The following is an 18,165-nucleotide window of genomic DNA, read 5'->3' as shown; positions in this document are numbered from 1 at the left end:
AACTAGATGGTTAAAAAGCGCCTACTACTAAGCGTAGCAAGTCTCGTGTTACTAGGTGGCATCGGTTATGGCACCTACGCGAGTGTGCAACAAGAACCAGCCGCGATCAAACACGCAAGCCAGCAATCAGCACAACCTAAAAAGACTGCGCATAAAACGGTCGCTAAGCACGCCGAATCGACTTCGAAAAAGACGACCACTAAGACTAAAGCGGCGAAGCAGGCCACTGTTGCTAAGCAGGAACAGTCTAAAGAAGCCAAGCAGGCTAGTCAGTCTGAACCAGCCAGGGATGCTAAAAAAGAACAACAGGCAAGCGCATCAACAAAACCAACACCAACCTCTCAGTCAGCAACGACTGTTACACCAACAACGCGGCAATCAGCCAGCAGTGCGGCAAGTTCAACAGCACAGCAACCAACACAGCAGGCTGAAGCTCACGAAGCACCAGCTAAACAGCCTGAACCGGTTGCTAAGAAGGTAACGGTAAGCGTTTATGGGCCGATTAGTGAAGGCAACCCGGCTCTGATTAATCACGCTTCGGTAACGATTGATGATGGGGAGACAGTATTGGCTGTTTTAAAACGGCTAACAGGCCAACAAGGCATGCCATTAGCCTACCGGGGGATTGGTGCTAGCGCCTACGTCAAAGGGATTAATGGCTTGTTTGAATTCGATAAGGGCCCCCAGAGTGGTTGGCTCTATCGGGTCAACGGTGTTTTTTCAAATCAATCGTGTGGTGTCTATCATGTGAAGAGTGGAGATGTTATTGATTGGCTGTATACGGAAGATCTCGGACACGATCGCCACGCACCTCAGGGCTAAAATCGCAACTGATTATTGATCAACTACACCCACTAGTTCTATTGGTGTACTTCATATTAATGATTAGCTTTTCGATGGGTTTCAACCACCCCTACTTTTTAGGTGGCCAACTGATTGTCATTATTGTGGTTAATTGGGTTGCTAAAAATCAACAGAAAACAGTTAGCACGCTGCAAGGTGCCTTATTGATGATGGTCTTGATTGTCATCATGAATCCAATTATCAATAATCACGGGACGCACGTTATGATGACGGTTGGCGGTACCTTGATAACGGCGGAAGCGGTGGTCTATGGTTTTTTAATGGCGACCGCTTTGGCCGTTTTATTATTGATTTTTGTGGCCTATAATCAGCATATGACCAACCATAAATTTTTGGCGTTATTCGGCGGAGTCGCCCCGCAATTGACCTTACTGACGATGATGACGATGCGTTTTTTTCCATTATTCATTCGGCGCTTACGTGATATTACAGCCGTGCAACGGACACGCGGAATTCAAATGGCGACCGGGCGGCTAAGAGCCCGTGCCCAAGCAGGGATGCATTTGCTGGCAATTTTATTAACCAATACACTGACCGAAGCGCTGCAGACCGCCGATTCAATGACGGCCCGCGGCTTTGGTGTTCAAAAAAGAAGTACTTATCGTCGTTATCAAATGACACATCGTGATTATGGCCTGTTAATAGTGTTGGTTGGCGGTGGTCTGTTTGCCTTTTGGTGTGCCAGTCGGGGTAACGGCCAGTTAATCGTTTATCCAACTCTGGGCACGTTGCGGCTAACTGGGCGTGATTGGGCGTGTCTAAGCGTGATTTTGCTGATTGATGGATTACCATTATTATTGGAAGGATGGGAGTACTTATGGTGGCAATTGCACAGATAGAACAGCTTCAATTTCAATATGCGTTAGCAAATCAGCCGAGCTTGGCCGAGATTAATCTGACGGTCAATGCTGGTGATTGGGTGGTCGTGGCTGGTCCTTCAGGTAGCGGTAAAACGACTTTATTACGCCAATTTAAACGAGAATTATGGCCAGTGGGACAACGCTTAGGGCAGGTATCCTTTAATGGTCAAACGGTGGTGGATCTCGACCCAGCCGTTAGTACGCAGAAAATCGGCTTTGTTTTCCAAAATCCCGAGAACCAACTTGTAATGGATACCGTCATTCAGGAGCTAGCCTTCTCGTTGGAAAATAGCGGCGAAGCTAGTGCTAATATTCAGAAAAGAATTGCAGAACTCGTTAGTTTTTTAGACATTCAAGATATTTTATACGCATCGGTCCACGAATTATCCGGCGGCCAAAAACAACTGGTTAATTTGGCGGCAATTTTGATTCTCCAACCGAGCTTGTTAGTGTTGGATGAACCAACGGCGCAATTAGATCCGATTGCGACCAAAGAATTTATGAGCTTATTACAACGTGTACACGATGAATTAGGCATAACGATTATCATGAGCGAGCATCAGTTGGATGATGTGTTACCGTTGGCTAATCAACTGTGGTTAATGACAAACGGCCGCATCAGCTATCAAGGACCAGTTGAGCAAGGGCTACAGGCAATTTGGCAGCAATCGACTTTACGGGATTTCATGCCGGAAATTCCGCGGCTTTTTTGGCAACAACAATTGGCCCCTGAACCAGTGCCATTGACGGTCGTGGCCGGGCAACGTCAATTGCCAGCTGGCAGCATTCATGATCAATTACGTCCGGTAGTAGCCGCGATGCAAGAAACATTATTAACCGCCGACCATTTAGATTTTCAATATACTAAAAATGAGCCGTATGTTTTGAATCAGCTTAAGTTAACAGTTCATACCGGGGATTGGTTAGCCATCGTCGGTAAAAACGGGATTGGGAAATCGACACTCTTAAAAGTGTTGATTGGCTTGCTGGAACCCCGCCGCGGAACGGTCCGTTTGTTAGAACGGCCATTACAAAAGTGGCCGACAGAGCAGTTATTTAAAGTGATTGGCTATTTATCCCAACAACCGGCCGATCAGTTTAGCGCGGAGAGTGTTCGGGTTGAATTTGAGCGGCGTGCCGTTCAACTAGGGCGTGAACACCCAGAAGAAGCGGCTACGGCGATGCTGGATAAGCTAGGCTTAACTGCTTTAGCAGACAGTGATCCGCAAGATACCAGTGGTGGCGAGCAACAATTGATTGCACTAGGGATTATTTTATTAGCTAATCCTAAGTTGCTCATTTTAGATGAACCGACAAAGGGCTTAGATCCACTGCGTAAACAAGCACTTGGACGCTTATTGCAGCAGTTACAAGCAGCAGGGTTAACGATTATCATGGCTAGCCACGATATGGTCTTTAGCGCTCGCTTTGCGAACCAATGCGCCTTGTTATTTGATGGCGCAATTGTTGCGCAAGAAGCACCGCACCAGTTTTTCCAAGCGAATTTCTTTTACACCACCCCGATTAATCGACTCTTGCGACCACAAGACTCTGCGGCGTTAACTTGGGAAGAGGTTAGCCGATGAAGCGCGTTGACTGGCAAAACAACCTGGTTTTTGGGATTGCCTTTTGCATAATCGCGGTTTTATTAGGCTTAATCATTCGATTACAGGGACGGTATTTTTTAGCGTTGAGTTTCATTTGTTTAGTGGTCAGTATGCTGCCATTTTATTGGCGCTTTGAAAAGCGTCAAATTCGGGCCCGGGAAATTGTAATGATCGCCGTTTTAGCGACGATTGCGGCAGTCAGCCGGGTCCCTTTTGCGCCGCTGCCGAGTGTTCAACCGACAAGTTTCGTGGTAATTGTCGCGGCTTTAGTTTTGGGTCCAGAGGCTGGCTTCATGATTGGGTCAACGGCCGCTTTGGTTTCGAACTTTTTCTTAGGTCAAGGGCCGTGGACACCGTGGCAGATGTTTTGCTGGGGGATGATGGGCGTGACGGCCGGGCTGATTAGCCGCTTTGATTGGGCCCACAATAAATATTGGCTGTGTCTATTCGGCTTTATCTGGGGGTTTATTTTCGGTTGGGTGATGAATTTGTGGTACTTTATCGCCTACGTTAATCCTTTATCGCTCAAAACATTCATTGCAGCCTATATTGCGAGTTTTTATTTCGATTTGGCGCATGCATTATCGAATGTGTTCTTTATTTATTGTTTTTATCAATCGTGGTATCGGATTATAAATCGCTTTAAGATTAAATATGGTTTATTGGACTAAAAAGGAGCTAGCGACAAAAGTAATTTTTGTCGCTAGCTCCCTTTTTTAGTAGGTTAGCACATACTTACCAATGGCGTGACCTTTTGTGAGTTCGCTTGTGATAGTGTTGAGGTTTTTAACTGATAAGCCTTGGTAGACTTGTGTTGTAATTGGGTGGATTTGATTAGTGTCGGCGAGGCGCGCTATTTTTTTGAGGATCGCGCCTTGGCTGGCTATTTCATAATTAAAATCCGTTTTAGTAAACATGTATTCCCAATCAAATGAAACTGATTTTGCTTTCAGCGGTGTTAGATCAAGTGGGGCTTGCATATTAACCAGTGAACCGACATGACCGAGTGGTTTGATTAAGCGTGTGGCAGCAGACAAATAGGGTGCGAGATCGTAAAGAATGGCAATCGCATCGAAGTGGTCGGTTGGCAGTTGCGCGAGATTGAGCTGGTTACTTGTTGGATGGTAGTCAACAGGATAATCGACGCCATTAGTTTTTAGCCAGTTAAAATTTTGAGGACTGCTGGTGGCATAAACGGTGAACCCAGCCCATTTGGCGAGTTGACTCATAATTGAGCCGACCCCACCAGCGCCGTTAATAATGAGGAGGTTTTTACCGAGGTGGGCTTGTTCTTTGGCCTCGAAATGAAATTTTTCAAAAAGTAGTTCGTAGGCAGTTAGCGAGACTAAAGGTAAGCCAGCTGCTTCACTCGCTGATAATTGCGCGGGGGCAAGTGCGCAGAGAGCTTCAGTCATACATTGGTAGGCTTGAAAACTGCCATCTAGTCGAGTAGAACCGGCGTAATAGACGATATCGCCAACTTTAAATTGCGTGACGGCTTTGCCGGTTGCTAAGACTTCGCCGTAACCATCGTAGCCTAAAATATGCGTCGTAATAGCGCGCCGTTTGAGATCAATAGGGTTCATTGCAGCGGCTTGGACTTTGATCAGTAATTCGTGGTCGCCAGGTGTTGGGACTTGGGCGGTGCCAGCTTGCCAATTTTGGTGAGAATCTAGGGTGATTTGGGTATTTGCAATCAATGAGGACACATCCTTTCTTCTCTATTTTAGCCGTTTCGGTCATTGAGGGTAACAAAAAAGGATTGGCAATCACCAATCCTTTCAGCATGCTAGTCCACTAAGTCGGCGTAAAAGCCCATGTAAGCTGCTTGTTTATAAGGATTTAACCAAATATAGCCAATCCCAAAGGTAAAGCCGGCTAAAATATCCCAACCTAAGAAACTTAATTTTAAGATGAAGAATCTAAATTTGTGTCCGTCCATCAATTCACGACTTTTTGTAATACAATCGAGGTAATTGATATCGGCTTCTGGGTGAGCGTCCGTTAAATCTTTGAAGATGAACGGTGCTTGAGAATAAGAAAATGACTTAATCAGCCCAGGGATGATGAAAAGCAATGTCCATAAGACGGTGAAAAAGCCGGCTAATAGTTCAGTAATGACCGCTCCGACAAAATAACGTTTTGAAAAGACGCTAAAAGCACCACTAAAAGCGTTAAAGTCAGCATCCTTTGAGCGGACCCAATCGAGCGTCGTAAATGAAATTCCCAAAGTAATTAAACCAACGATGAAGCCACCGATATTACCAGTCAACGAATTACCAGAAGACATGTTACTAGGAAATGAACCAGAGCCTGATGAAACAAAGTCCGTTGTCATAAAGAGTGCAGCGAGTGCCATAAAAAGGCCCCCGATTAAAATAAAAGCTAGAATTGAAAAGAGTGTTGGGACGATATTAAGCTTGATTGCTTGGCCCCAATGTCCCGCGTAGAGCGCCTTAGCCTCGCGCTTTAATTCAGCGCTTGATTTGTATGTTTTATCCATTTGTAAATCCCCCCTAAAGTTTAAGTTATTATACTATTAGTTAAAGGGGGGAAGCAATATAAATCGGTTAAGGTGGATTATTATCTTTGTGAGGTACGAAAAAAGGCTTAGTCGTGACGTTAACCACTACTAAGCCGTTCTTAATTTTTGGAGATTAATCTGCGAATTTAATGACGATTTTACCAGTTGAATGGTGTGTTGCACTTAGTTGATGTGATTTGATTAAGCCTTCCGCTGAGAATGGGAGGACAGTATCAATAATTGATTTGACTTTACCGTCAGCCATGAGATTAGCAATCTCACGAAGTTGTTTACCATTTGGCATTAACCAGATCGCTTCAAACGTCATCTTTGTGTCTTTGATAATGTCAGCTGTTTCGGGTGCTTCACCAACGATTGAAATTTGGCGACCTGTTTCAGGATTGAGCACGGACCAAGCATCCACTTGGCTTTGACCACCGATTGTATCGATGACCAGGTCAACATTGTGTGCTTTATCAGCGACTTTTTCATTACGATAATCGATAATTTCGTCGGCCCCTAAGTCACGGACAAGATCGAAATTTTTGGCACTAGTTGTTGTGATGACATGGGCGCCCATTGCCTTGGCAAATTGAATGGCATATGAACCAACACCGCCGGAACCAGCTTGGACGAGCACGGTTTCACCAGCTTTTAAGTGGCCATGTGTGAAGAGCGCTTGCCAAGCGGTTTCACCAGCTAGTGGCACGGCAGCAGCTTCTTCAAAAGTGACGTTTTGAGGCTTGCGTGCGATTAATTCATCGTCAACCGCAACATATTCAGCGTAAGTACCGCGGTTGGAAGTGGCTGGACGCGCAAAGACTTCGTCGCCGACTTGCCAATCTGTCACAGCTGAGCCGACTTCAGTAACGACACCGGCTAAATCCCAACCAAGTACGATTGGAAAAGCCCAATCGAACATACTTTTGAGGTACCCTGCACGCAATTTCCAGTCAAGAGGATTGATCGCAGTTGCTTTTGATTTAATTAATACTTGGTGTTCACCAATAGTTGGCATTGGTAAAGTAATCATTTCAAGTGTTTGTTCATCGCCGTATTGATTGATCGCAACAGCTTGCATTGTATCTGACATTTAAAACACCTCATTGTTTTCTTATTTAAAGTAAGTAATATCAGTTTAGCAATCGGTATGCGGGAAGTCAACAAAAAGCAACTTAAAAGACCGGAGACAAAAGTACTTTTGTCTCCGGTCTTTTAAGTTGGCGATTAGTTACAACACTCAGCTAATGCGCAGCGTCAAACCGCTTTAAACGCACTCTAAATTTCTTCTTCCGCAATTTTTGCTAGTAGTGTTTTGGATGGGATGAAGAAGAGAGCGCCGGTTGTTGGTTCGCTGAAATCTAGTAGGTGATCATAGTTGCCGGCTGGTTTACCGACGAACATGTTCGTGAGCATCCGTTTAACAATTGTCCATTGGCGAGCATAGCCAATGAAGTAAGTGCCGGTCATCTTTTCGCCAGGGTTAGCGTAAGGGACGTTCATTCGAACAATTTTATGTTCAACGCCGCCTTCGTTATCTTGTGAGACAACATTGTGGGCATTTGTTGGTTTGTCATCGTCGTCTAATTCAAGATCAGAGAATTTCTTACGACCAATTGTTTTTTCTTGTTCTTCAGTTGAAGTGTGATTCCAAGTATCCATGGCGTGAATATATTTTTGCGCAAAAGCGTATGAGCCATTGATGAATTCGGGGTCTTCATCACCAACTAGGGCGTATTCGGCCGTTTCATCGATGGCAGGATTTTCCGTACCATCGATAAAGCCGATAATTGAACGGCCTTCGAAATAACGGAAGCCGTGGGTTTCATCAATCGTTGTTGTATTTTGATCAATGAAGTGCATGAATTGGGCCATTACTTCGTAGCAAACAGCCATTTCTTTGGCCCGAATGTGGAAGAATAAGTCGCCGCCAGTAGCGACAGCATCGTGTTTAGGACTAGGAATCGTTTGGAAAGGTTCTAGTTCTCGCGGTTTAGGGGCGTTTGGGAATAGATAGTCCCAAGCATCGGATCCGATTCCAAAAGCAACGCGCAAATGGGCATCTGGATAGCGGATATTCATACTATTGATAATGGCGGGAATCCGTTCGGCCAAATCTGAAACGGCAGCGCGGTCTGATGAAAAATCTTGGCGATTTAAATTAAGTGTCGTGAAAATAATATTCTCGCCCGCATCTTTAAAAACATCTTGTGCATCTTTAGCTATAATAGCCATTAAAAAAGCCTCCCTAAAAATCTAAAGTTAATGATCACTTATTAATAATCATTATTATCTAGCTTGATGCAAGCATACCAAAAAAGCCGATGCGTTACCAGTCAAAACGACCAAAAAAGACTTATCATTTGTAACGCTTACAATTTAGGCGGTATACTTAAATAAGCGGAATAAAAATTAATCAGGAGGTCTTTTAGATGGTAACACAAAAGATAAATGCAGCAGACGCAATGTTAAAAGTCATGGCAGACTGGGGAATTGATCATATTTTTGGGTTACCAGGCGGCTCATTTGATTCAACGATGAATGCATTGCATAACCAAAAAGCAATTATGCGTTATATTCAGGTTCGCCACGAAGAAGTTGGTGCTTTGGCAGCTTCAGGTGAAGCTAAGGTGACTGGTAAAATCGCGGCCACATTTGGGTCAGCTGGTCCCGGCGCCGTTCATCTATTGAATGGGCTTTATGATGCGAAGTACGATCACGTCCCCGTTTTAGCATTAGTCGGGCAAGTGGCAACGGGTGTCATGAATACTGATTATTTCCAAGAAATGAACGAAAATCCAATGTTTGCAGATGTAGCAGTCTACAACCGGACGGTTATGACGGCTGAACAATTACCACTAGTTGTTGACCAAGCGATTCAACAAGCTTACAAACATAGTGGTGTAGCGGTTGTGACAATTCCAACGGATTTAGGCTGGCAACCAATCGAAGATAATTTTGAAGCAACCGCTAACCTATTCCAGATGGGGAATTATCCAGAACCTCGTTCAACTGATATTCAACAAGCATTGCAATTGATTAAAGAGGCTAAACAACCCATTATTTATTTTGGTCAAGGTGCCAAAGCAGCCGGCGACGAATTAGTGGCATTATCTGATAAGTTAAGTATCCCAATGATGTCATCAGCCCTTTCTAAAGGCATCGTCGCTGACGACAACCCAGCTTACATGGTTTCAGCCGGCCGTGTTGCGACTAAACCAGGAGTTGATTTGGCAGAAGCCGCCGATTTAATTTTGTTTGTCGGCAGCAACTATGAATTTGGCCAGTACTTCTTCAAACCAGATGCGAAGTTCATTCAAATCGATATTGATCCAACGAAACTCGGCCACAGACACCATGTTGATGTTGGGATTTTAGCGGATGCCAAAACAGCATTAACGGCGCTACTCAAGGCCAGTGAACCGGTATCTGAAAAGACAGCCTTTTACCGCGCAGCAGTCGCTAATAAGGCTAACTGGGATCAATGGACCGCTAGTTTTGAAGAGGATCCACAAACACCGTTACGAGTGGAACCAGTCTTCAAAGCAATCAATCAAATGGCAACTGCTGACGCTATTTTTAACTTAGACGTGGGAAACGTTACGATTGACGGCGTGCGCTTTTTGAAGATGAAACCCGGCCAAAAGACGACGATTTCAGCTTGGTACGCAACGATGGGGGCTGCTTTACCAGCTGCCATTGGGACGCAAGCAGCCTTCCCTGATCGGCAAGTTTGGTCAATCAGCGGTGATGGTGGCTTCACGATGGTGATGCAAGATTTGATCACACAAGTTAAATACCAAATGCCAATTATCAACGTTGTGTTGAGTAACGATTCATTTGGGTTTATTGAAGCCGAACAAGATGACAAAGGCCAACCCCATTCTGGTGTTGCCATTCAAGGTGCTGATTACGGCGCAGCCGCAACCGCATTGGGGGCACAGGGCTTTACAGTTCGGACGTTAGATGAATTGAAGGCTGCTTTTGCAGCGGCTCAAAAACGTCAAGGGCCCGTTGTGATTGACGTCAAAATCGCTAACGAACGGCCATTACCAGTTGAACAATTGGTAATCGATGCTCAAACACAAGATCCTGAAGCAGTCGCTCAGTTCGTTAAAAAATATCGGGCCCAAGGATTAAAGCCTTTTCGGACATTTTTAGAATGATTGCTTAAAAAATTAAGATTTCTTAAATCAGACTATTGGCGGACTTGCTATAAAATAAATTGTGGTAAATTATAGGTACATTGAAGATGGAAAGGAATTTGGCGGATGAGTAGAACAATATCAAGACGTTTAATTAGCACGACTTCTCTGATGGCCCTGATTGGGAGTATTGCATTAGCCATTTACTGGTCACGACTAGGGCTTTTTAACAACACAACTGCCTTGCAAGCGTACTTGGGTCATTCGGTACTCATCGGCCCGATTATTTTCATTACGATTCAAATTATTCAGGTTGTGATTCCAGTGATTCCGGGGGGGATTAGTACCGCTGCCGGTGTTTTAGTTTTTGGCCCGCTATGGGGCTTTATCTATAACTACATCGGAATTGCAATCGGATCAATTTTAAATTTCTTACTGGCCCGCCAGTTTGGGAAACCATTTATCCTCCACGTCATCAACGAGAAGACTTACGATAAATATATTGGCACGATTACGGAAAAGAAAAACTTCGCGCGCTTTTTCGCCTTAGCGATTTTCCTACCGGTTGCGCCCGATGATGTCTTATGTTTGATGGCCGGTTTAACCGAAATGTCATTGAAGAAATTCACATGGATTATCATCTTATGTAAACCAGCATCAATTGCGGCCTATAGCTTTGCATTAGTTTACGGCGGTCAATTCTTGATGAATCTATTCTAAAAAGAGTGCGTTTCAGGTATAAAATTTTGAATTCAAAAAAGAGGTTGCGACAAAAATTACTTTTGTCGCAACCTCTTTTATTTTGCTTAATGAGTAACACTTTTCTTTTTGAGGCCAATCCCTGTAAACCCACTCAAGATTGAGAAGATTGGTGAGAGGATACTGAAGAAACAAAATGGCAGGTAGCTTAGTGTTGGCACGCCGAGGGTGTTAGCGGCGAAAACGCCGGCAACGCCCCAAGGGACTAAGTAGTTAATAACGGTCCCGCCATCTTCGAGTGCGCGGCCAAGCGCCAAGTTGCTAAGATCTGATTTTTCAAACGTTGATTTAAAAGCTTTACCTGGTAGGATAACAGAAAGGAATTCTTCACCGATAAAGAGGTTAACGCCAATCCCAGAAGCAATCACCGCGCTGATCAATTGACCAGGGGTTTTGAGATGGGTCGCCAGGGGCGTCATCACGCGTTCGATTAAACCGAGTTTCATCAATAGGCCACCTAGGGTCAACGTCATGATAATTAAGGCCACTGTGCTCAACATGCTATTAATACCGCCACGTGTGAGAAGTGCATCGATACTTTGATTGCCCGTATGAGCGACGAAGCCATTTTCAATCAAGTTGGCAATTGTTTTAAAAGAAGTGTGGGGATGATGGCTAAAAATTAAACCGATTGAAACGGCGATATTTAAAAATAACGTTGGAATAGCTGGCATTTTTAACCGCGCACAGACGAAAATTAAAATAATCGGGAGTAAGGCCCAGAGGCTAACGTCGGTATGGGCCTTTAAAATGGCAACGGTTGTACTGATTTTGGTCAACGGAATATCACGAGATGTATGCCCGATAATCGCGTATAGCACTAATGAACCGACAAAAGCTGGTACGGTTGTCCACATTAAGTTTTTGATGTGGGCAAAGAGATCTGTTTCAGTAACGGCAGCCGTTAAATTAGTTGATTGAGAGAGGGGTGAAGATTTATCACCAAATATTGCCCCGGAAATAATGGCAGCTGCGACGATGGTGGTATCTAATCCCAGTGTGGCACCAATGCCGAAAAAGGCAATCCCGACCGTTGAAATAACGGTAAAGGCACTCCCAATGGCACTCCCCACGAGGGCACAAACGACGAAAATGGATGGAATAAACCAGTGGACATTGACCATCTGGAAGCCCCAAACCATTAAACTGGGAATGACACCAGCGGCAATCCAAGTACTGATCAAGGCACCGACGAGAATGAAAATAATGATGGGAATTAGACCACTTTTTAAACCTTCCTCAATCCCTTCATGAATCGTGCCCCAACTAAAATGCCGCCACCGCGCCCATAACATCAGCAGGGCAATCCCGGTGAGGACCGGGGTTTGAGGAGAAAGTTGGAAAATAATAACGCCGGTCCCCATAATGGCCAGGAGAATCACGAGAACTAATGTTGCTTCGAATAGACTAATTGATTTTTTTGACATATTAACGCATCCTTTTTAAGTTTTATCTGAAGTTGTGCGTCATAGGACTGATAACGAAGAATACCACCACATGCAAGATGCCTTAACATGCAAAAACCTCCCTTTAGTTAAAATTAGTTGAAACGTGCTATTGAAAGTCGTTTTCAATAGTATTTTGCATAAAAAAAGTCCCTACTCGCATCTGCGAATAGGGACGATTGGAAACCGCGGTACCACCCAGTTAGCGCGCCAATTTAAGCCAACACGCCACTTTTACAGGGGATAACGGTCCTGTTAATTAGCCGAAGTCTTCATTCAGTATTTCACGACATTTACCCTAATCGGTTCGCAGCAACCACCGACTTCCTGACACACAGATAAAGCATTACTTGGTTTGAATGAGATGACTTGTATGATTGTTAATCAATTTACGGCAGGAACGACTAAAAGTCAAGCGTAAAGTTTAGAAGAAATTAATATCCTTAAAATTATAGCTGTAATCAATTTGATAATCTCTTTCGTTTAGCGGTGTTAATTGCGCCAATTTTTGTTCGAATTCATCCAAAGGTAAACTGGTCCAGATTCTAAAACTGTGATCGTCGTAAGCAGCCCAATCACAAATTTTGGTTAAATCGGGATAATCGCGCAAATCTGGCGTGGTCGTCCCTAGAAAATGAAGGATGTAATCGTAAGATTCTGATTGTTCTGGAACGGTTGAGAATAAATGAAAGTAATCACGTAACGCCATACGAACACCATCTTTCTAACAATAGGAATTGATGGCTACAATTATAAAATATTTAGTGGTCTACCACAATTAATATGCTTGTTCTTAAGACAAATATAAAAAACGGCTTGGCGGAAATAAGTAAGTAACGTATGATAAAGGTAGGAATTTCAAAAGGAGACGATGGGGTGAATATTCAAACAGAAACCGTACAATTAAGACATTTTATTGCTAGTGATTTAGCAGTGGTCTACCAAATCGGTTGTGAAAGAGAGATTGCAGCGCAACTTAACATGCCACCGTTTCAATCTGAGCATGAAGCGCAATCTTTTCTAACCATGCTTCAGTCTGATGAGCATTCATGGGCAATTGTCACTAAGGAGACTGATGCGGTTTGTGGGCTCATTATGTTAGCGCCAAATTTGGCACAAGACAATATCAATATTGAATCGTACGAACTGAGTTTTGCGATTTTACCGCAATGTCGCCGCCAAGGCTTAATGACAAGTGCACTAACTGCGGTTTTGGCTGCCTATCACGATAATCTACAGGTCGGAAAGTTTATGGCGGCTTGTTTTATCACCAACCAAAAATCAGCCCATTGTTTGCAAAAAGTGGGCTTTACCACTGCTTATCAAACGCAGCTTCCGGACTATTTAGGTGGCGATTTAGTCCAATACTACCAATATAATTTAGACGAAAAGGGATTTCGATAAAAAAATCACAATCGAAATGAGAACCCTTTAAAAAGCGCGGTTAAATTGGAAAACCTGTGGTATAATCGGGATTGAAAGACAAATGGGGGTTATCAGATGGCAAGTGAAAATGATCAAGCCTTTGCAAGAAAATTAGCGCAAATTGAGGCAGATTCAAAGTTAACAATTCTATCTAGCATGAATCAAAGTAGCGATGATGAGGTTAAACAATACGTTGTCTATACGGACTATCGTGAAGGCGGCCAGCGGGAATCAACCAACTCGATTTTTGTATATACGCCGTATGCGAATGTTGATAAATTTGGACATTCAATAGTTGATTTTCAAGCACAACTCTTGTTTGAAACCAACAAATGGAAAAATGAAATGCATATTACGGTTTTGGAAACATTGGGTGCAGCGTCACGTTTGGCAGTTTATGATTATCAAAACTTAGGATTAGCACAATTGGCAGTTAAAGCTTTTTGTAACTTAGCTAATAAATTAGAAATTCAAACAATCGATGGCAATATCAGTACTTTTGATCGCGAGAGTTTCAACAAAGTTGAACACATTTTAACTAAATATGGTTTTGAAGTAAAAGCGGCTCCAGGTGCGGCTTCGGGGACGTTTGTTAAAAGGAGATAGACTAATATGCAACTAACACGAGCATTTGAACAAGCAACGTGCATTATTGTGTTATTGGCAACCCAAGATCCTGAACATACGATTTCATCAGAAGTCATTCACCATCGGTTAGGGGGCTCACAAACTTATTTACGTAAGATTATTCGTAAATTAGTGGTAGCCGGTCTTGTAAAGTCGTCTTCAGGTAATAGTGGCGGCTTTACGTTAGCGAGACCAGCCAGTGAAGTATCAATTTACGATGTTGTATTGGCAACTGAAGGGCAGATTAAGTCGTATCCGGATACCGGCAAGTTAGATACAGTATTTAATGATTTCCAACCGGTGGCTAAACAAGGCACATTGATTATTAATGCTGCTTTTCATAAAGCAGATATGCTATGGGCCAACGAGCTAAAGAAACAAACTGTTTCTGGTTTAATTATCGAAACGATGGGTCATCCGGATATTCCAGTTATCGATTGGAACCAATCGGCTGAACAACGGGAATTACTAATTCAAAAGATTATTAAAAATCTAAAATAAATTGATTGATGTCTAAAAAACAGGCTAGAAGAAGCTTTCTTCTAGCCTGTTTTTTTGGGGATTTTTAATCAATATGATAGTGATTTATGTCACTAACGCCCACTTGATTATCTAAAATTAAAAAATAAAATGTTATTATTTGCTGAAATTTCCATAATCGTTTAGAATTAATTTCCAACAAAGGGTAATGGAGCGTTGATATATAAGGGATTGTTATTTTCAGAAATTATTAAATAATGGATACGGCATATACTTTATTTAATAAACTATTATTTTATTAAATATTTTTGAAAATAAGTTGTTTACAATTAATTATGACGGTGATATACTAATCTCGAAAAGGTTAATAGCGTTACTTTTCAAGGGACAAGATGGTTGGAACGCTGGATTTTTTGACGATGTTAATTAGATGATAAAAGAAAATTTAAAGAATAGAGGTCTTTGTGATGAAGATGAGTACATTATTATTAAGTGGGTTGGTAACAGTAGCAGGTGCAGCAATGATTTCAGGCCAAACAGTTTTTGCAGCAGATGCGCCCCAGAATGCAATCGCATCTGACGGCCAAACAGGTACTTCAGTGGTCAAAGCACAATTGACAGCACCTAAAGATGTCACGGGGAATGTTAAGTTAACAGCTGTGCCCGACTTAGATTTTGGGACAAAAGAAATTACAACTTCTGTTTTGGATTTAGCTCAAACAGCTGATGGTGTTGTTTCAGTTGCCGATGCACGTGGTACTGGCGCGGGCTATACAGTTGATGTTGCGCTTACAACGCCATTCACAGATGCAAGTAATCACACACTTGAAAGTTCAACTTTAACATTGAAGAACGCAAGTGGTATTAGTGCTGATAACGCAGCCCACACGGTCGCAGATACGAAATCAGTTGATTTAACAAATGATAGTGCTAAAAATATTATCACAGCTGGCAAAGATCAAGGGTTAGGTAACTGGAACTACAAGATTAGTGGCTCAAATCTTCATGTTTTAGCTGGCGCTTATGCTGGTGACTATACGGGTCAATTAACATGGACGTTAACCGCAACACCTAAAGCATAATTCACCCCTAATTTGAGATGGCGTTTTACAATGGTTATAATAGTAGTAACAGCTCAATAATGAGCTGTTACCTCAGTTGATTTCTAAACAGAAATCACTTGAGGTAACAGTTAATTAGTCATTTGGAAGAAGCTGCTCAAGGAGGACTGGCAATGCGTATTAATAAAACAATACAGTTTTTAGTGCTAGGTATTAGTTTATTGCTAGGAATCTTGGTGGTAGTTCGCCCAACAGAGGCAACAATCGACCCAGTACCGGCACACATTACAAATATCGAGAATTTATTCGCACCACCACTAAAGGCATCTGACAGTGAATTACCAGTGGACGGCGTGACCGTCATTAACCCAGCCGCCAACAATCAGTCGGGGGCTATTTGGTCTAATCCGGATAATCGGATTGATTTAACCAAGAGTTTTGATTCATCGATGTTACTCAATTTTGGTGATAGCGGGGTTAAAGCTGCTGATGGGATGGCTTTTGTAATGCATGGCGATAGTCGTGGGACGAGTGTGATTCAACTGAATGGTAGTGGTCAGCAATTGGGAGTTTGGGCTGAACCGCAAAGCAGTAGTAGTGCTAAACCGGATTTATCGACGGCGATTCAAAATAGTTTCGCGGTCGAGTTTGATACGTTTAATAATAAAAACTGGGACGCCAAGAATTTTAAGCAGAACTGGTTAGATTTTTCGGTTACTCAATTAACGACTAATCATATTGCGAGTGGTTTTCCAGCTCAGGCCGGAACCTATACTTCGGCTACTTCAGGATTAGGAATTTTAGCGGACTACACAACTATTTTAAATCACGGTAATTTATATGAATTACCGAAGAATACGTATTTATCAGATGGTAAATGGCACCAATTTAGGGTCACTTGGGATCCGGATAAGCACCTTTTGAGTTATTATTTTGATACTGTCTTGAGAGGGACCGCCACAATCACTGATTTGAACAAAACTTTCGGTGGGACGAGTGTTTACTGGGGCTTCACCGGTAAAACTGGTGGTAGTAATGAATTGAATCAAGTCGCTTTTGAGAAAATTTCAAATATTCCTACTACGTCGCAAAATTACAAAGTGTACCATGAAAATGGTGATGCACTAGGTGCTGAGGTAACGAAGGATAATCCAGCAAAACCTTTAGAAGAACTAAAAGGCGTTCTGACAATCAATAATGAACCAACGAGTGGTTCTGATTGGAAGCAAGTTGGGGTGCGTTATATGACTGAAGGAACGGATGATTCGCAAGGAGTTTCCTATGTTGCCGATGATTTAGCGATTAACGATAAATTGGTATCGAAGAATAAAGTTTCGACAGGTCTTTTTAAGACACCTGCTATTGATTTGAATGGTAATGCACTGACACCGCATGCTGCGACCGAAAGTGATTTTTTCGGTACCGTTGGTGATAATAAATATAGTACCGGGGTTAATATGGGCGATATTGCTAAAAATAGCACGTCTAAGATTCAATTTACGTTAACTGCTTTTGATCCAACGCCAACTGATGGGACGACTAACCTAGGTCGGAACTACAAAATTAGTTTGGATGGTAAGATGGCCCGCGATTCAACCGAAAAGGCTATTTATGTCACAAGCGTGCCTAAGATTACCTTGGATAAAAAATGGACTGATCCAACCAAAGAAAAACCAATTGCACTCGATAAGAATCAACCGATCGATTTGACTGGTTCTTGGTCGCAATCATCAGCGACTGGTAAGATTGATAGCCATGCACTAGGTACGTTGCATTATGCAATCGATGATGGTGCAGAAAAGACCATTGCGCAAAATAATGTCGGTTCGAAGTTGGTTAGTGGGATTCCAACGGTCGGTTTATCATTGAATGACACCCATAAATTGACGCTTTACATGACCAATGCTGGTTACAATGAAAAATCAGCAGTGGTTACCGTGTACTTTAAATTAAAAGGCGGGACGCTTTTATTAGATAAGGTTAAAGATGAAATTGGTTTCGAACCAGTGACTGTCGGGAAGAATACGATTAATAAACGCGATAATACCGATTGGGCACCAACAGTCGCCGATACGCGTGGCACCGGTTCACGTTGGGATTTATATGCTAGCTCAACCGGTTTGACACGGACGACAGATCATAAGCAGTTAGATGGCGGTCTAGTTTACGTCGATGGTCAAAAGATGACAGATGTTACCGCCACCCCGCAAAAAATTGCCTCTAAAACAACAACATCGGATGATGACATTACACCGATTAAGTGGGATGATAATCAAGGGATATTGTTAAAAGTGAATGCAGGGGCCTATGTGGGTGATTACACAGGGACCATTGACTGGACGTTAGGTAATACACCGGCCCCTTAAGA

17 protein-coding genes are annotated in these 18,165 nt (G+C 42.8%); 11 read left to right on the top strand and 6 right to left on the bottom strand.

The features are described 5' to 3' along the window. Positions 1-6 precede the first annotated feature (6 nt). The 4 genes from C0213_10055 to C0213_10040 are packed head-to-tail and all read left to right on the top strand — an operon-like array spanning position 7 to position 4,002. Positions 7-822: a hypothetical protein gene (locus tag C0213_10055; GenBank protein ID AUX12730.1), complete on the top strand. Its 816-nt coding sequence runs from the start codon at positions 7-9 to the stop codon at positions 820-822. Then, a complete protein-coding gene (locus tag C0213_10050) occupies positions 771-1,703 on the top strand; it encodes an energy-coupling factor transporter transmembrane protein EcfT (protein ID AUX12729.1) in 933 nt (310 codons plus the stop codon). The genes C0213_10055 and C0213_10050 overlap by 52 nt, the downstream gene beginning before the upstream one ends. Beyond that, positions 1,670-3,310: a cobalt ABC transporter ATP-binding protein gene (locus C0213_10045; protein ID AUX12728.1), complete on the top strand. Its 1,641-nt coding sequence runs from the start codon at positions 1,670-1,672 to the stop codon at positions 3,308-3,310. The genes C0213_10050 and C0213_10045 overlap by 34 nt, the downstream gene beginning before the upstream one ends. Beyond that, positions 3,307-4,002 carry an ECF transporter S component gene (locus tag C0213_10040; GenBank protein ID AUX12727.1) on the top strand — a complete coding sequence of 232 codons (696 nt, stop codon included), beginning with the start codon at positions 3,307-3,309 and terminating at the stop codon, positions 4,000-4,002. Before C0213_10045 ends, C0213_10040 begins: the two co-directional genes overlap by 4 nt. 45 nt (positions 4,003-4,047) lie before the next feature. Here C0213_10040 and C0213_10035 read toward each other — a convergent pair whose 3' ends face one another. The 4 genes from C0213_10035 to C0213_10020 all read right to left on the bottom strand — a co-directional run bounded on the left by C0213_10035 (position 4,048) and on the right by C0213_10020 (position 8,090). After that, positions 4,048-5,031 carry an NADPH:quinone reductase gene (locus C0213_10035; GenBank protein AUX12726.1) on the bottom strand — a complete coding sequence of 328 codons (984 nt, stop codon included), beginning with the start codon at positions 5,029-5,031 and terminating at the stop codon, positions 4,048-4,050. A gap of 89 nt (positions 5,032-5,120) precedes the next feature. After that, on the bottom strand, positions 5,121-5,834 hold the full coding sequence (locus tag C0213_10030) for a hypothetical protein (GenBank protein ID AUX12725.1): 714 nt from the start codon (positions 5,832-5,834) through the stop codon (positions 5,121-5,123). Positions 5,835-5,988: 154 nt separating this feature from the next. Further along, a complete protein-coding gene (locus C0213_10025) occupies positions 5,989-6,948 on the bottom strand; it encodes an NADPH:quinone reductase (GenBank protein ID AUX12724.1) in 960 nt (319 codons plus the stop codon). Between the two features lie 185 nt (positions 6,949-7,133). Further along, positions 7,134-8,090 carry a peroxidase gene (locus tag C0213_10020; protein ID AUX12723.1) on the bottom strand — a complete coding sequence of 319 codons (957 nt, stop codon included), beginning with the start codon at positions 8,088-8,090 and terminating at the stop codon, positions 7,134-7,136. 197 nt (positions 8,091-8,287) lie between these two features. Here C0213_10020 and spxB point away from each other — a divergent pair, with 197 nt between their 5' ends. Beyond that, positions 8,288-10,021, top strand: a complete 1,734-nt coding sequence (spxB, locus tag C0213_10015; protein ID AUX12722.1) for a pyruvate oxidase — start codon at positions 8,288-8,290, stop codon at positions 10,019-10,021. A 105-nt stretch (positions 10,022-10,126) separates the two neighbouring features. Beyond that, positions 10,127-10,720 (top strand): hypothetical protein, encoded by a 594-nt coding sequence (locus C0213_10010; protein ID AUX12721.1) that lies wholly within the window; start codon positions 10,127-10,129, stop codon positions 10,718-10,720. A gap of 86 nt (positions 10,721-10,806) precedes the next feature. Here the strand turns inward: C0213_10010 and nhaC are convergent, their stop codons facing one another. Beyond that, positions 10,807-12,186 carry a Na+/H+ antiporter NhaC gene (nhaC, locus tag C0213_10005; GenBank protein ID AUX12720.1) on the bottom strand — a complete coding sequence of 460 codons (1,380 nt, stop codon included), beginning with the start codon at positions 12,184-12,186 and terminating at the stop codon, positions 10,807-10,809. 442 nt (positions 12,187-12,628) lie between these two features. Next, entirely contained in the window at positions 12,629-12,913 is a 285-nt protein-coding gene (locus C0213_10000; GenBank protein AUX12719.1) for a hypothetical protein, read from the bottom strand. Positions 12,914-13,080: 167 nt separating this feature from the next. On the opposite strand from C0213_10000, the gene C0213_09995 reads away from it, so the two are divergent. The 5 genes from C0213_09995 (at position 13,081) to C0213_09975 (ending at position 18,163) form a co-directional block, all read left to right on the top strand. Continuing rightward, complete coding sequence (locus C0213_09995; protein AUX12718.1) at positions 13,081-13,608, top strand: N-acetyltransferase; 528 nt, start codon at positions 13,081-13,083, stop codon at positions 13,606-13,608. 96 nt (positions 13,609-13,704) lie between these two features. Beyond that, positions 13,705-14,235 carry a hypothetical protein gene (locus C0213_09990; GenBank protein ID AUX12717.1) on the top strand — a complete coding sequence of 177 codons (531 nt, stop codon included), beginning with the start codon at positions 13,705-13,707 and terminating at the stop codon, positions 14,233-14,235. 6 nt (positions 14,236-14,241) lie between these two features. Beyond that, complete coding sequence (locus tag C0213_09985; GenBank protein AUX12716.1) at positions 14,242-14,757, top strand: Rrf2 family transcriptional regulator; 516 nt, start codon at positions 14,242-14,244, stop codon at positions 14,755-14,757. A 446-nt stretch (positions 14,758-15,203) separates the two neighbouring features. Continuing rightward, complete coding sequence (locus C0213_09980; GenBank protein AUX12715.1) at positions 15,204-15,818, top strand: hypothetical protein; 615 nt, start codon at positions 15,204-15,206, stop codon at positions 15,816-15,818. Positions 15,819-15,970: 152 nt separating this feature from the next. After that, on the top strand, positions 15,971-18,163 hold the full coding sequence (locus tag C0213_09975; protein AUX12714.1) for a hypothetical protein: 2,193 nt from the start codon (positions 15,971-15,973) through the stop codon (positions 18,161-18,163). Positions 18,164-18,165 lie beyond the last annotated feature (2 nt).

The sequence above is a fragment of the Latilactobacillus sakei genome, assembly GCA_002953655.1.
Taxonomy (GTDB): Bacteria; Bacillota; Bacilli; order Lactobacillales; family Lactobacillaceae; genus Latilactobacillus; species Latilactobacillus sakei_A.
The sequence above is the reverse complement of the archived record's forward strand: the minus strand, read 5'-3'. Positions and strand labels throughout refer to the sequence as shown.